Origin of the sequence: Sphingomonas sp., from assembly GCF_039594485.1 — a bacterium.
In the GTDB taxonomy this organism is placed as follows: domain Bacteria; phylum Pseudomonadota; class Alphaproteobacteria; order Sphingomonadales; family Sphingomonadaceae; genus Sphingomonas.
In genome coordinates, this window is sequence record NZ_JBCNNI010000016.1 from 1 (window position 1) to 14,358 (window position 14,358).

The following is a 14,358-nucleotide window of genomic DNA, read 5'->3' on the forward strand; positions in this document are numbered from 1 at the left end:
GGCACCCGTGGACGAACGGCCAAGTCGAACGGATGAACCGCACCATCAAAGACGCTACCGTCAAGCGCTACCACTACGAGAGCCATGATCAGCTCCGGCAGCATCTCGGCGACTTCGTCGCCGCATATAATTTCGGCCGCAGGCTCAAGACCCTCAAAGGACTCACACCCTACGAAGCCATCTGCAAGGCATGGCAAAATGACCCCTCTCGATTCACATCAAATCCGCACCATCAATCGTCGGGACCAAACATCTAGACGCTCGGCGCGAAACCCTGCCCGCCCGACGCGGCGGGGTTTCGCGAAACTGTCACATGGGGCAGGATGGCGGCATGACCCCGGACCGCCTTGCCGCCGAAGCGACCTCCATCCTGGCCGACCTGATCGCGATCGATACGACTTCGCGCGAGTCGAACCTGGCCTTCATCGCCTATGTCGAGCAGCATCTGGCGGGGATGGGCGTGGCCGGTCGCCGCGTCTTCAATGAGGACGGCACCAAGGCCAATCTCTATGCCTCGATCGGCCCGATGGAGCCGGGCGGCGTCGTCCTGTCCGGGCATAGTGACGTCGTGCCGGTCGATGGTCAGCCCTGGACCAGCGATCCGTGGCAATTGGTGCGGCGCGGCGATCGGCTGTTCGGGCGGGGCACCTGTGACATGAAGGGGTTTCTGGCGCTTTCGCTGGCGCTGGCCCCGCATGTCGCGAAGACCGGGGTGGCGCGGCCGCTGCACCTGGCCATATCCTATGACGAGGAGGTCGGCTGTCTCGGCGCGCCATCGATGATCGCGGAGATCGCGCGCGAACTCCCCGCACCCGCCGCGGTGATCGTCGGAGAGCCGACCGATATGGTGGTGGTCAGCGGGCATAAGGGGATCGCGACCTGGATCGTCACCGTCACGGGGCATGAGGCGCATTCCAGCCTGACCCATCTGGGCGTGTCGGCGAACATGGTCGCGGTGCGCCTGATGCAGCAACTGGCCGATCTGGCCGAGGCGCTGGCAGGCAAGGGAGATCCGCACGGTCCCTTCTGTCCGCACCATGCCACACTGACCATCGGCCAGATGGCGGGGGGAACGGCGGTCAATATCCTGGCGCGCGAATGCCGTTTCGCCTTCGACCTGCGGACGCTGCCGGGGCAGGAGCCGGAAGCGTTGCTGGCACCCTTCTTCGCCGCCTGCGCCGAGATGGATGCGGAGTTGCGAGCGCGATTTCCTGGAGCGGGGGTGCGGGTCGAGCGGCGCTCGCGCACGCCGTCCTTCGCACCCGAAGCGGATGGCGCGGCGGAGCGGCTTGCGCGCGGATGGGCGGGTGACAATGGCCCGGCCCGCGCGGTCCCCTATGCGGCGGAGGCGGGGCAGTTCCAGGGGGCGGGGTTCTCGACCGTCATCTGCGGTCCGGGATCGATCGCGCAGGCGCACCAGCCGGACGAATATATCGAGGTCGCGCAGATCGAGCGCGGTGCCGCCTTCATGCTGCGGCTGGCGGATTATTTGTTCCGTTGACGGATGAGAAACGGTGTCGTTGACGATGTTCAATCATGGAGCGATCGGGCGATCCCTCACCCAAATCGCTCCATGATCATAACATGGATCACCAGGGGCGAATCTTCTCGCCAAAGATCAGCGCAACAATGATTTTCAGCATGGGTATTCTCCCTCGAAAGCGCCTTTTCGACGCTGCGATATGGTTAATTCGACATTAACTATATCGCAATGGGATTCTCGTTTGGCAGCAAGCATCTGAATTACCCAGCTAAACGGGGTTAACGCCTTCTTCAGGCCTTTGTCATAGATTTGGTGCCGTGAGTAACGGCTCCTCTCGAATCGCGCCCGGTGAACGGGCATCTGGCCACGCTTCGTCTTCGGTCGCGGCCACCGAGACGTCGTGGCAGTTCCTGATCCTGGTCGGGATCGACAATTTCCAGGCGCTGCGACGCCGATTGGGACGCGACGACAGCGCCACGTTGATCGAGGCGATTGCTGCTCGCATCGCGCAATGCCTGCCCGATGCGGTGGCGCGGCCCAGCGGTCCTTCGCAGGTCGAGGTCATGATGCTGTCTTCGACGCCGGGGGCGCTCGGCGGCTGTCTGGCGACGTTGCGCGAGGTGCTGGCCCATCCCGTTGAACTGGCGGGGGAGGAACACAGGGTCGAACCGGCGTTCGGCGTCGCAACCGCGATGATGCCCCATGGCGACGATATCCGCCTGCTGGAGGAAGCCGAGCGCGCCCTTGCCGTCGCGCAGATCGAGGGGCGGACGATCGTGCGGGAACTGATGCCGCATAGCGATCGGCTCGACCGGATCACCCTGGCGCGTGACCTGGCCCAGGCCATCGATCAGGAGGCGCTGTTCGTTGAATATCAGCCCAAGGTCCATGTCCGGCGGCAAGCCATAACGGGGATCGAGGCACTGCTGCGCTGGCGCCATCCGCAGCATGGCCTGATCTCACCGGTCGAGTTCATCCCGGTGGCGGAGGAATCGCGGATCATCGGGCCGATGACTTTGTGGATCCTGCGCCGGGTGATCGCGGACCAGCGCCGCCTGATCGCCGCAGGGCATGACCTGCGCATCTTCATCAACATCTCGGGCATGCTGCTAGGCGACCAGGAGTTCGTCCGCGAAGCCTGTGCCATCGTGATCGACAGCGGGGCGCGGATCGGGTTCGAGATTACCGAGACATCGGTCATCCGCGATCCGGGCAGCGCGATCGCCAATCTCCAGGCGGTGGTCGACACGGGCATCGCGGTGGCAATCGACGATTATGGCGCGGGCCTGTCCTCGCTATCCTATCTGAAGCAACTGCCCGCCTGCGAACTGAAGATCGACAAGCTGTTCATCACTCAGTTGACCAGTTCGCACCGTGATCCCCTGATCGTGCGCTCGACCATCGATCTGGCGCATGCGCTGGAGATGGAGGTCGTGGCGGAGGGGGTCGAGACGCCGGCGACCCTGGCGTTGCTCAGCGTCATGGGCTGCGACATGGTGCAGGGCTATCTCATCAGCCGCCCGATCGGGCTTGAGGCGCTGATCCCGTTTCTGAACGAACAGGCGCATCAGGCGACGGTGGCGTTGTCGATGCCGACCCTGTTCACCGGCACGACGATCCGTGCGAGCGCTTAGGGGCGCGGTCGTCACGATCGCCGCGCTGGCGGTGGGCGCGGCATCACAGGCGCAGGGGCCGGCGGACCGGACGGTCCCGGCCCCCTTCGTCCAGGCGGTGGAGGCGGCCAAGGCGGACATGCTTCGCGATCCCGCCCGGGCCCTGCGGGAGGCCGACGCGGCGCGCGCCCAGGCGTCCGCTCTGCCGGACGATGATCGCCGGGCGCTCGCCCTCGCCACGGCCGACTGGCTGCGGGGGGAGAGCCTGGTCCGCCAGGGGCAGGGCGAACAGGCCTATCCCATGATCGACGGGGCCTTGCAGGCCGCCCGTCGGCTGGCACCGCAATCCGATCTTCTGGGCAATCTGTTGCTGTCCAAGGGCGGTCTGGACCAGGATCATGGCCATATCGCGGCGGCGTTGACAGGCTATCAGCTCGCGCACCGCGTGTTCCAGGATCTGAAGGACACGCGTGGACAGGCGCTCGCCCTGATCCAGATCGCGAGCCTGTACATCGACGCCAAGGATCTCGCCTCGGCCCTGCGCTATCTGGAGCAGGCGCGCACGGCCTATCGCGGCGACGACGCGCTGCGCCTGGCGATCCTCAACAATCGGGCGCTGACCCTAGCCGAAATGAAGCGGGTCGACGAGGCACTGGCCCAGCTTCGCGAGGCACGCGGCCTCGCGGAAAAGATGGGGAGCCCCGCGCTCCAGACGCTGGTCTGGCGGAATATCGCGCGGACGCAGTTGCAGGCGGGGCGGGTCGACGCGGGGCGGGCCGCCATCCTCCGCGCCCAGACGCTCGACCCGAATGCGAGCGACGACGACGTGCGCGCGCTGGACAGCATCGCTGCCCAGGCCGCGTTCCAGCGCGGGCGATCGGCCGAAGCGGGCCGCCTGATCGATCGCAGCTTTGCGGGCGTCGATGTCGGCAAAACCACGATCGCACAGCGCGACGCCCATAAGACCGCCTATCGGATCTATACGGCATTGGGACGTACTGCCGATGCCGTGCGCCACCTGGAGGCGCTCAAGCGGATCGATGATGAATCGACCCGGCTTGCGACCTCGACCAACCTCGCCCTGATGGGTGCGCGGTTCGACTTCGCCAATCAGGAATTGCGCATCGCGCGGATGAAGGCCGCCGACCTGCAACGCAACATCGTCTTCGAACGCGAGCAGTTGCGGACGGAGCGATTCATCCTGATCGGGTCGGTGGCGGCGATCGTCATCGTGCTGGCGCTGCTGGGCATATGGCTGGTCACGCTGGGGCGGAGCCGCAACCGCATTCGCGCCGCGCACAGCGATCTGGCGCTGACCAACGACCGGCTGGAAAAGGCACTGGCGGTCAAGACCGAATTCCTGGCCACGACCAGCCATGAGATCCGCACGCCGCTGAACGGGATATTGGGCATGGCGCAGGTCATGCTGGCCGATACCCGTCTGGCCGCCGACCAGCGCGAGCGGGTGGAGGTGATGCACGGCGCCGGATTGACCATGCGCGCGCTGGTCGACGATCTGCTGGACGTGGCCAAGATCGAACAGGGCCGCCTGACGCTGGAGCGCGCACCCTTCGCGCTGGCCGCGACGATCCGCGATGCCTCGCGCCTGTGGCAGGATCAGGCGGCGGCCAAGGGGATCAGCTTCACGCTGGACATCGACCCGTGCCCGGCGATGGTGATGGGCGATTCGGCCCGCATCCGGCAGATTGTTTTCAATCTCCTGTCCAATGCCCTGAAATTCACCGCATCGGGTGAGGTGACGCTGTCGATCGTCCGTCTGGATCACGGCATCAGGCTGGACGTGACCGACACCGGCATCGGCATCGCGCCGCACAAGCTGGAGGAAATCTTCGAGGCCTTCCGCCAAGCGGACGCCAGCACCACGCGCCAGTTTGGCGGCACGGGGTTGGGCCTTGCCATCTGTCGGCGGCTGGCGCGGGCCATGGGAGGCGACGTGACGGTGACGAGCGAGCCGGGGCGGGGGTCCTGTTTCCGGGTCACCCTGCCGCTCACCGAGATCGAGACGCCCGTGAAGGCGGAGCGCCCCCTGCTGCTGATCGTCGATGCGAATCCGATTCGCCGTGCGATGTGGAGCAACCTGGGCGCACCCCATGCGGAAATCGCCTTTGCCGCCGACGCCTCGGACGCGGCGGCGCGGCTGGCGCAGGGGGACGTGACGCGGGTGCTGGTCGATGACAGCGCGATCCGGGCGGAAGGTGTGTCGCAGGCCTTGTCCCTCATCCTGTCGGCAGGGGGCAGGGCCCTGCCCGTCGACCTGTTGTGGCCCGGGGCCGAACCACTGGGCGGGAACGATTTTCTTGGTGGGAAATTGATCCGTGTTATCGCAAAACCGATCTCGGGGGTTGAGGTGTTCAGGATGTTGTTCGACGCCTCGCCGCAAACCGGCTCCCTGCCGCTTGTAACGCAGGCGGCATGATCGCTAGGGCGTGATGATGATCGGGGCCATTCACGGATTCGGACGGAACAGGTTCGAACGCGACCGGCGAAAGGGACGGCGATGAACGTCCTTTTCATCGAGGATGATCGCATGAACCGCCGCGTGGTTCGTGACATGCTGGATGTCGCGGGGGCCACCATGGCCGAGGCCGAGAGTGCCGAGATCGGTCTGGAGATGATCGATCGCGAAACCTATCACATGATCCTGATCGACCTTCGCATGCCGGGCATGGACGGTATCACCGCGATCCGCCACATCCGGGCGCGGGACGATGCAAAGGCCCAGTTGCCGATCATCGTCGTCACCGCCGACAGCGGGGTGGACCTGCGCGAACGGTGCCTGGGCGCCGGAGCGGACGATGTGATCGTCAAGCCGGTCGCGATGGACCAGTTGTTCGAGGCGATCGGCCGCATTCTGGCCGGCGATCGCGGCGGTGCGATGATCGGCTGATCAGTCCGGTTTCGGTTTGAGGGCTTCGGCCAGTGATGCGGTCGCGCTGCCCCGCCTGGCGGGCACCGGTTGCGACGGGTCGGGGGCCCAGCCGGTCAGGAACACCAGATTGAACTGTTCGCTGGTCCGGCCATCGGTATCCGCCATCCCCGCAAAGGCGGCCGCCGCCGAGGCCAGGGCCGCTCGCGCGATCGGCCGCCGCTCGGCCAGTACATTGCTTGCCGCCATGCCGCGCAGATCGCCCAGCAGCCGCCCGAAATCGCGATAGCGCACGTCGAGCGTCTCGATATCGGCGACCGGCAGGGTGAAGCCCGCACGCATCAATAGATCACCCGCCGATCGGACATCGACCTGGGGGTGCAGCCGTGCGACCGGCCGCTCGGCCTCCGCGACGCGCAGGGCCGCGCGCAGCCGGGGCAGCGACCCTCCGCCGACGAACGACCCCAGGAACAGCCCGTCGGGACGCAGCACCCGCCGGATCAGGGTCAGCGCGCCGGGCAGGTCGTCAATCTGGTCCAGCACGCCCGCGCTGACCACCAGGTCGAAGCTGCGATCGGCAAAAGGCAGGCGATCCTCGTCCCCCTGCACGCCACCAGCGGTCCGGGCGAAGGCGAAGCCGGGGTCCATCCGCGCCACCCGCGCGCCGGGCGGTGCCGGAAAGCTGCCGTCGAAGCATCCCAGATCGAGTATGTCCCGAAAGGGGCGCGTGACCGCATCCAGCCGTTCGGCGAGGCCATCGAGCATGGCGGCGCGCAGGAAGTCGTGCGCGGCATAATCGGGCTGGACACGGTCGCGGTGCACGCGGCGGGCGGTGCGATCGAAGATGGTCGAGGAGGTCACGGGCGCGCTTGTGCGCGTTCGGGCGATGGGGAACAAGAGACCTATGGCGTGTCGCGCATGAACAGGGCGGGATTTGCGATCGGCCGGGCCCTGCGAAAGATGGTGGCGGCGGCCATTGGCTGGGCGTTGCCGCCGCGCTGCCCGGGATGTGGCGAGCCGGTGGAGGCCGATCATCGCTTCTGCGCGCCATGCTGGGGCGGCCTGCGCTTTCTGGACGGAGCGGGATGCGGCGCTTGCGGCACGCCGCTCGGCTTTGGAGCGGATTGGTGCGCGGCCTGTCTGGCCGATCCGCCCGCCCATGCCGGTGTCCATGCCGCCGTCGCCTATGGGCCGATCGCGCGCGAATTGCCGATCCGGTTGAAGCATGGCGGCCGGATCGGGGTGGCGGACACCATGGCGGGGCCGATGGCACGGCGTCTGCCGGAGGGCGCCCAGTTGCTCGTCCCCGTGCCGCTGCATCGCTGGCGGCTTTGGCGACGCGGGTTCAACCAGGCGGTGCTGATCGGCGAGGGGGTGTCGCGGCGAACTGGCGTTCCGATGGCGCGCGATGCGTTGATCCGGGTGAGGGCGACGCCGCTGCTGCGGGGATTGGCGCCGCGACAGCGCGGGGCCGCAGTGGCCGCCGCCTTCTGCGTCCGGGATGCGGATGCGGTGGCGGGCAAGAAGGTCGTGCTGGTCGATGATGTCTATACCACCGGGGCGACGGCCGCGGCCTGTGTCCGCGTCCTGCTTCGCGCGGGCGCGACCTCGGTCGCGATTCTGTGCTGGGCACGGGTTATCGATACGGACCACGCAAGGGGGCCGGACGATTGACAAGCGCCGTCGCACGACACACCTGATGCAGATGGCAAAGGTCGAAATCTACACCAAGGCGTTCTGTCCCTATTGCACCCGGGCCAAGGCGTTGCTCGCTTCCAAGGGCGTCGAGCCCGAGGAGTTCGACATCACCATGGGCGGCCCCAAGCGCGCCGAGATGATCGAACGGGCGGGTGGCCGGACCACTGTCCCCCAGATATTCATCGATGGGCAGCATATCGGCGGCTCGGACGATCTGGCCGCGCTCGACAAGCGCGGAGGGCTGGACCCGCTCCTGACCGCATGACCGAGATCGCTGTCCTGCAGATGACGGCGGGAATCGATCCCGCCGCCAATGCCGATGGTCTGGAGCGGGCGATCGCCGACGCGGCGGCGCATGGCGCGGCGATGCTGTTCACGCCGGAAATGTCGGGTCTGATCGACCGGGACCGCGCGCGGGCGGCCGCTCACTTGGTGCGGGAGGAGGAGGACGTGGTCCTCGCCCGTGTCCGCGCGGCGGCGGAACGGCATGGGCTCTGGGTCCATCTGGGGTCGCTGGCGGTCCGGCGCGAGGACGGGCGGCTCGCCAATCGGGGCTATGTCATCGACAATGGCGGGCGGATCGTGGCGCGTTACGACAAGATGCACCTGTTCGATGTCGACCTGCCCAGTGGCGAGAGCTGGCGCGAGTCGGCCTCCTACGCGCCCGGCGAGCAGGCGGTGGTGGTCGATACGCCGGTGGGGCGGCTGGGGCTGGCCATCTGCTACGACCTGCGCTTCCCGGCGCTGTTCGCGGCGCTGGCCGAGGCGGGGGCGACCCTGTTGTCGGTGCCCGCCGCCTTCACCCAGCCGACCGGCGCTGCGCACTGGCATGTTCTCCTTCGGGCCCGCGCGATCGAGGCGGGGGTGCATCTGGTCGCTGCCGCGCAGACCGGCGAGCATCAGGACGGTCGCGCCACCTATGGTCATTCGCTGGTCGTCTCGCCCTGGGGCGAGGTGGTGCTCGACATGGGCGAGGCGGCGGGACTGGCGTTCGCCGCGATCGACCCCGCGCAGGTGACGGCGGTGCGCGAGCGGCTGCCCGCCATTCGTCATCGCCGCGCGATCGGTCCGGTGGTCGTGGCATGATCGTGTTCGACCTGCGATGCGGGCAGGGCCATGTGTTCGAGGCATGGTTCGGCTCGTCGGGCGCTTATGCCGAACAGCGTGAACAGGGGCGGATCGAATGCCCGATGTGCGGCGATCGCGCGATCGACAAGGCGGTGATGGCGCCGCAGGTCGCCGCCAAGGGCAATACAAAGGCGGATGCGCCCACCCCCGCCGCGATCAAGGCTGCGCTCACACAACTGGCGAACCAGCAGGCCAAGATGCTGGAGAAATCGACCTGGGTCGGCACGGCCTTCGCCGATCGCGCGCGCGCGATGCATGAGGGCGAAGCGCCGGTGACCCAGATCCACGGCCAGGCCAGCCTTGCCGAGGCCAAGGCGCTGGTCGAGGAGGGCGTGCCCGTCGCCCCCCTGCCATTTCCCGTGGTGCCGCCCAAAGTGGTCAACTGAAGGCGGCGCTCCGGTCGAACACTCTGGACCCCGTCCCATGTCCCGAGTATCACCGCCCCCGCATGGGGCCCCGTAGCTCAGCAGGATAGAGCATCAGATTCCTAATCTGAGGGCCACTGGTTCGAATCCAGTCGGGGTCACCATGTGCAAAAACCAATGACGTGTCGCGTTCTTGCGAAGCCTGGCTGACACGAAAGTCTCACCGGAGATTTGCGTGAACTGAACGGCCCCCATCGGATGGTCCGGGTTGTCGGTTACGGTGCAAGGCGCATGCGACCAAAGGTGGGCCTGTTGCTCGTCGGCCTGGCTCAGCGACTCCCATGTTCTCCACGTCCCACCATGTGTTGCCTTCATTCATGCTCGATGGGGTATTCGGAGCCCGTTTGATCGATAGCGGCGCGTTGCCCCGGCTCGATGGATGGTCGCGGCGCGTTTGGCCAAAGATGTCGCCCCCCGCTATGGTCGTTATGGAGATGAGATGATGGTCCTGCCTCGCCGATCAACCAGGCCCGCCGCCGAGGGGACGCTATTGATGGCCGGGGGCGTCTGCCGGGCATCAGGGCGTCGCGGGAGAGGGCGGGTTCTTCCGGTCCGAATGCGCCACCTGTTTCGACCAGCGGCCGTGTTGCTTGCCATGGTGACGGGGCCGGCACTGCACGCGGAGGCGTTCGCGCAAAGCTATGCGGTGAGAAGCCAGGGGCCATGGACCTTGGCTCCCAGCAATGATGCGCCAGGGTGCTTCATGACCCGGGAATATGCCGGTGACGGCGGTACGACCCTGCTGTTCGGGCTCGACGCGGATGGTCAGAACCACCTGTCCGTGATGAACGATAACTGGTCGATCAAACCGAAGGACCGACTGACGCTCGACTTCCGGCTTTCGAGCCGTCGCTACGCCAAGCAAGCCGCCATTGGCATGGCGTCGAACGGGAAGCGGGGCTTCGTCACGCGCTTTGCGCCCAAATTCACGACCGACCTCGCTACGTCCAAATTTCTATACATCGACCGTGGTGACGTGCCGGTCGCCCGGCTGACGCTCGACGGCAGCGCGCCCGCCGTCGCCGAGTTGAAGCGCTGCATCGCCGCCGTTTCCGCCAGGCCCGTTGCCGGGGCAACCGCCGGACGGGGCGATGAAACCGTGCCGAAAGACCCTTTCTCGCGTGATCGAAACAGGCAGTCGCATAAACATCGCTAACCGCGTCCCAGTCATGTGGCGTTCAAGTGGCGCCATCGAAGAACCCTTGGACCGTGATCGGCTTGTAGGAATCTCGACCCGGTCTCTGGATCGTTCTGTTGATCAACCATGTGGGAGGACGCGTATATGTCACCAGCGATGAAAAAACTTTCGCCAGTAATTGGGATCATGATCGGTGCAGCAAGCCTGGGTGGCTGTGCGACCAAATCCTATGTGCGCGAGCAGATTGCGCCCGTGAGCGCACGGGTCGACACGCTGGAATCCCGCCTGCAGCAGACGGACGGCACGGCCCGACAGGCGCTTGCGGAGGCGCAGGCCGCGTCGGCGCAGACGCAGGGTAACGGGCAGCGGCTGGACCAGCTGAACGGCCGCGTCGACACCATCGATCAGCGACTACAGGCGCAGGAAAGCCGTCCGAAGCGCGCGCGCAACTAAAACGAACCGCCGGGGCCTCTGCCCGGTCATTGACCTTTGCCAGCGCCGCCGCAACGCGCGCGCTGGCCCTTTGTCCTGAGCGCCTTTGCAAATGATCTCACTTTTTCTGGCGCTCGCTGGAGACCCGGCGATCGGGGCGAAAGCGAAAATCGCGCCGCCCCCGCCACCGGCATTGTCGCACGTGGCTCCTTCTGCGGCGCCGGACACCATGGAGCTGTCATCGGGTGCCATCCGTGTTTCGGATTGGATAGCCGCTTCGGGAGACAATCATGGTCTTCCCTACGCCATTATCGACAAGGCGACCGCCTCCCTGATCCTGTTTGATGGTGCCGGAAAGGAGCGGGGCAGGACGCCAGTGCTGATCGGTATTGCCATCGGCGACGACGCCACGCCGGGCGTCGGCAGCAAGGACCTGTCGGAGATCGGCCCGGCGGAGAAGACGACGCCTGCGGGACGCTTCCTCGCCAAGTTCGGTCCGGCGGCGGGACGTCAGCGGATCCTCTGGGTCGACTATGCCACGTCCGTCGCGATCCACCCGATTCCAACGCCAGGCAAGAAGAGCGAACATCGTCGGGAGCGCATGCTGTCGCCGACGCCCGACGACAATCGCATCACCTTCGGCTGCATCAACGTGCCAACGAATTTCTACGCCAAGAGGGTCAAACCGCTGTTCACCCGGAAGGGCGGGTATGTCTACATAATGCCGGATACCAAAGCGCTGGAAACGGTATTTCCGCGGCTGATGGTCCAGGCCGTACTCGACAACAGGCGCTGACGAGCAGGGGATTCGACCTTGTCGCGCCGCGTACGTCGGCCGGATCGCCGACGACCCCGCTCACGCCCGCCGTGGCGGCGTCGCGCGCACTTGGTACTGCGGTGCAGCTTGCCGGGCATCTCGAATAAGATGCTGACGCAGACCGTGCGGGATATGGAGGCGAGCGGGCTGCTGGCCCGCCACGTGCAAAGCACGATGCGGCCGATGGTCGAGTATCGGCTGACCGATCTGGGACGCCGCTTGGTCGAGCCGGTCGAGCAGCTTTACGGCTCAGGCCGCGACAACGCCGATGCGCTGGATCAACTGGTTCCGCGCGCGCGTTTGAGGCGCGCCTAGCCGCTGTCGCGGTTCATCTCCCTGGAGCGATTGCGGAAAGTAGCCCGTCCTTTCCCGACCAAGCTTGATCTCCGTTGCAAACTGGCTATTGCGAGTCGGTATCATGTTTCGGAGGGCAAGTGGGTATTGAGACGTTGGGTTCGCTGCGGGGATGCCGCGCGATCATGGGGTTGCTGGTCGCGAGCACCGCCATGCCCTCGATGGCCATGGCCCAGGCGACGCCATCGCGCGGGACGGAAGCCGAGCGCGCGTCCGACGATCAGGCGAGCGAGCGCGGTGAGATCACCGTCATCGGTCGATACACGACCAATGACCGTCTCGATTCGGCCACGGGATTGGGCCTGACGATCCAGGAGACGCCGCAGTCGGTGACCGTCGTCACCTCGCAGCGGCTGGAAGACCAGCAGCTTCGAAGCCTGACCGATGTCGCCAACAATGCCGCCGGCGTTTCGGCCAAGGCGTTCGACAGCTCGCGCAATGTATTTGCCGCGCGGGGCTTCAATATCGAGAATTATCAGGTCGACGGCATGCCGTTGCAGTTCCAGGCAGCCTATAGTGCGGGCGAATCCGAACTCGACATGTCCATCTATGACCGGATCGAGATCGTGCGCGGTGCGACCGGCCTGCTGACCGGCGCGGGCAACCCCTCTGCCTCGATCAATCTGATCCGCAAACATGCGACCAGCGATCACCTGACCGGATCGTTCACGGCCTCGGCGGGACGATGGAACGACTATCTGCTCCAGGCCGATGTCAGCACCCCGGTCACGCGGGACGGCAGCGTCCGGGTGCGGGGCGTGGCCCGGTTCCAGGATTCCGATTCCTATGTCGATCTGCTCGGCAACCGGAAGCTCGTCCTGTACGGCGTGGTCGATGCCGATCTGACGCCGAGCACCCGGCTCAGCGCCGGGGCCAGCTATCAGGACAATAGCCCGCGCGCGACGTTGTGGGGCGGATTGCCGGCATGGTATGCGGACGGCAGCCGAACCGACTGGCGGCGGTCCAAGACGATCGGTGCGGACTGGACGCGCTGGGATTCGACCCAGCGAACCGCCTTCGTCAATCTGGAGCAGGATCTGGGGCGCGACTGGGTGCTTCGCCTTTATGGCAATTACAGCCGGAACACCGGCAATATGCGCTTGCTCTATCTCTTCGGACAGCCCGATCGCACGACGGGCCTGGGGCTGATCGGGATTCCCGCGCGTTATGACAGTCGGCTGGAGCAGTTCGACCTGACGGCGCGGCTGACCGGCACCTATGAGTTGTTCGGGCAGCGCCACGACCTGATCGCCGGGGCCAGCTATGCGCGGCAGACGCTCGACTTCTTCGGCTATAGTTCCAGCGCGGCGGCGGCGGTCGGCGATTTCAACAAGTGGGACGGTTCCTATCCCGAGCCGACATGGAGTGCCCGGACTCAAGTGGTGGACACCCGGACCAGACAATGGGGCTATTTCGCGGCCACCCGTCTTTCGCTGTCCGATCCGCTGAAGGTCATTGTCGGCGCGCGGCTCGCGTCGTGGGTGCGGGAGGGCGTATCCTATGGCAGCAATGCCGATTACGGGAACCGCAACGAGTTCATTCCCTATGCCGGTGTCCTTTATAACCTGACGCCGAACCACACCGTCTATGTCAGCTATACCGAGATCTTCCAGCCGCAGGATGCGCAGGATCGCAACGGCAACTTCCTGCCCGCGGTGAAGGGCGCGAATTACGAGGCGGGCCTGAAGAGCAGCTTCTTCGACGGCCGGTTGAAGACGGCCCTGTCGATCTTCCGCGTCGAGCAGGACAATCTTGCCCAGATCGATCCGGGTCATCTGATCCCCGGTACCATCAACCAGGCCTATCTCGCGGCGAAGGGGGCCCGCAGTACCGGGTTCGAGGCCGAAGCCAATGGCGAGATCATGCCCGGCTGGGCAGTCAGCGTGAACTATACCCAGTTCAAGGTGCGCGATCGCGACGACAAGCGCGTCAACAGCATGTACCCGGACCGGCTGCTGCGGCTGTTCACCACCTATGAGCTTCGCGATGGTCGCCTGAAGGGGCTGACGATCGGCGGCGGCGTCAATTGGGAAGGGACCAGCTATACCGATACCACCAACCCGGTGACCAAAGTGCCGGAACGGTTGCAGCTCGACAGCTATGCGCTCGTCAATCTGATGGTACGCTATCCCCTGACCGAGCGTTTCTCGGTGCAGGTCAATGCCGACAATATCTTCGACAAGACCTATTATTCGCAGATCGGCTTCTACAATCAGCTTGCCTATGGGCGGCCGGCCGATGTCCGGGCGACGTTGCGCTACGCCTTCTGACCGAAAGGGGCGGCCGCATGGGCCGCCCCCGCCCTGATCGGCGTGTCGCTCGCCGCCGGTATTTTCTCCCGGACCGCCGTCACGCCGCGCTTTGCGTGCGTCATCATCTGGCC

15 protein-coding genes and 1 tRNA gene are annotated in these 14,358 nt (G+C 65.9%); 15 read left to right on the forward strand and 1 reads right to left on the reverse strand.

Going from position 1 to position 14,358, the window contains the following annotated elements:
- The 5 genes from ABDV78_RS09690 to ABDV78_RS09710 all read left to right on the forward strand — a co-directional run.
- On the forward strand, window positions 1-257 hold a 257-nt coding region (locus ABDV78_RS09690), incomplete at its 5' end, for an integrase core domain-containing protein (protein ID WP_343527195.1).
- A gap of 74 nt (window positions 258-331) precedes the next feature.
- Window positions 332-1,501 (forward strand): acetylornithine deacetylase, encoded by a 1,170-nt coding sequence (argE, locus tag ABDV78_RS09695; RefSeq protein ID WP_343527196.1) that lies wholly within the window; start codon window positions 332-334, stop codon window positions 1,499-1,501.
- Window positions 1,502-1,800: 299 nt separating this feature from the next.
- Complete coding sequence (locus ABDV78_RS09700) at window positions 1,801-3,117, forward strand: GGDEF domain-containing phosphodiesterase (RefSeq protein ID WP_343527198.1); 1,317 nt, start codon at window positions 1,801-1,803, stop codon at window positions 3,115-3,117.
- The gene (locus tag ABDV78_RS09705; RefSeq protein WP_343527199.1) at window positions 3,104-5,533 is read left to right on the forward strand and encodes an ATP-binding protein; all 2,430 of its coding nucleotides are present in this window, start codon (window positions 3,104-3,106) and stop codon (window positions 5,531-5,533) included. The genes ABDV78_RS09700 and ABDV78_RS09705 overlap by 14 nt, the downstream gene beginning before the upstream one ends.
- Before the next feature lie 81 nt (window positions 5,534-5,614).
- Complete coding sequence (locus ABDV78_RS09710; RefSeq protein ID WP_343527200.1) at window positions 5,615-6,004, forward strand: response regulator; 390 nt, start codon at window positions 5,615-5,617, stop codon at window positions 6,002-6,004.
- On the opposite strand, the gene ABDV78_RS09715 is transcribed toward ABDV78_RS09710, so the two are convergent.
- The gene (locus ABDV78_RS09715; RefSeq protein WP_343527201.1) at window positions 6,005-6,844 is read right to left on the reverse strand and encodes a class I SAM-dependent methyltransferase; all 840 of its coding nucleotides are present in this window, start codon (window positions 6,842-6,844) and stop codon (window positions 6,005-6,007) included. It abuts the gene before it with no gap.
- 57 nt (window positions 6,845-6,901) lie between these two features.
- On the opposite strand from ABDV78_RS09715, the gene ABDV78_RS09720 reads away from it, so the two are divergent.
- The 10 genes from ABDV78_RS09720 (at window position 6,902) to ABDV78_RS09765 (ending at window position 14,245) form a co-directional block, all read left to right on the forward strand.
- On the forward strand, window positions 6,902-7,657 hold the full coding sequence (locus ABDV78_RS09720; RefSeq protein WP_343527202.1) for a ComF family protein: 756 nt from the start codon (window positions 6,902-6,904) through the stop codon (window positions 7,655-7,657).
- 31 nt (window positions 7,658-7,688) lie between these two features.
- On the forward strand, window positions 7,689-7,946 hold the full coding sequence (grxC, locus tag ABDV78_RS09725; RefSeq protein WP_343527203.1) for a glutaredoxin 3: 258 nt from the start codon (window positions 7,689-7,691) through the stop codon (window positions 7,944-7,946).
- On the forward strand, window positions 7,943-8,767 hold the full coding sequence (locus ABDV78_RS09730) for a carbon-nitrogen hydrolase family protein (RefSeq protein ID WP_343527204.1): 825 nt from the start codon (window positions 7,943-7,945) through the stop codon (window positions 8,765-8,767). The genes grxC and ABDV78_RS09730 overlap by 4 nt, the downstream gene beginning before the upstream one ends.
- Entirely contained in the window at window positions 8,764-9,195 is a 432-nt protein-coding gene (locus tag ABDV78_RS09735; protein WP_343527205.1) for a DUF1178 family protein, read from the forward strand. Before ABDV78_RS09730 ends, ABDV78_RS09735 begins: the two co-directional genes overlap by 4 nt.
- 66 nt (window positions 9,196-9,261) lie before the next feature.
- Window positions 9,262-9,338 (forward strand) — tRNA-Arg (locus ABDV78_RS09740).
- A 452-nt stretch (window positions 9,339-9,790) separates the two neighbouring features.
- Complete coding sequence (locus tag ABDV78_RS09745) at window positions 9,791-10,390, forward strand: hypothetical protein (protein WP_343527206.1); 600 nt, start codon at window positions 9,791-9,793, stop codon at window positions 10,388-10,390.
- 168 nt (window positions 10,391-10,558) lie between these two features.
- Window positions 10,559-10,825, forward strand: a complete 267-nt coding sequence (locus ABDV78_RS09750) for a hypothetical protein (RefSeq protein ID WP_343527207.1) — start codon at window positions 10,559-10,561, stop codon at window positions 10,823-10,825.
- 91 nt (window positions 10,826-10,916) lie between these two features.
- On the forward strand, window positions 10,917-11,600 hold the full coding sequence (locus tag ABDV78_RS09755; RefSeq protein WP_343527208.1) for a hypothetical protein: 684 nt from the start codon (window positions 10,917-10,919) through the stop codon (window positions 11,598-11,600).
- A gap of 129 nt (window positions 11,601-11,729) precedes the next feature.
- Window positions 11,730-11,936 carry a winged helix-turn-helix transcriptional regulator gene (locus tag ABDV78_RS09760; RefSeq protein WP_343527209.1) on the forward strand — a complete coding sequence of 69 codons (207 nt, stop codon included), beginning with the start codon at window positions 11,730-11,732 and terminating at the stop codon, window positions 11,934-11,936.
- Between the two features lie 119 nt (window positions 11,937-12,055).
- A complete protein-coding gene (locus ABDV78_RS09765) occupies window positions 12,056-14,245 on the forward strand; it encodes a TonB-dependent siderophore receptor (protein WP_343527210.1) in 2,190 nt (729 codons plus the stop codon).
- Window positions 14,246-14,358: the final 113 nt, after the last annotated feature.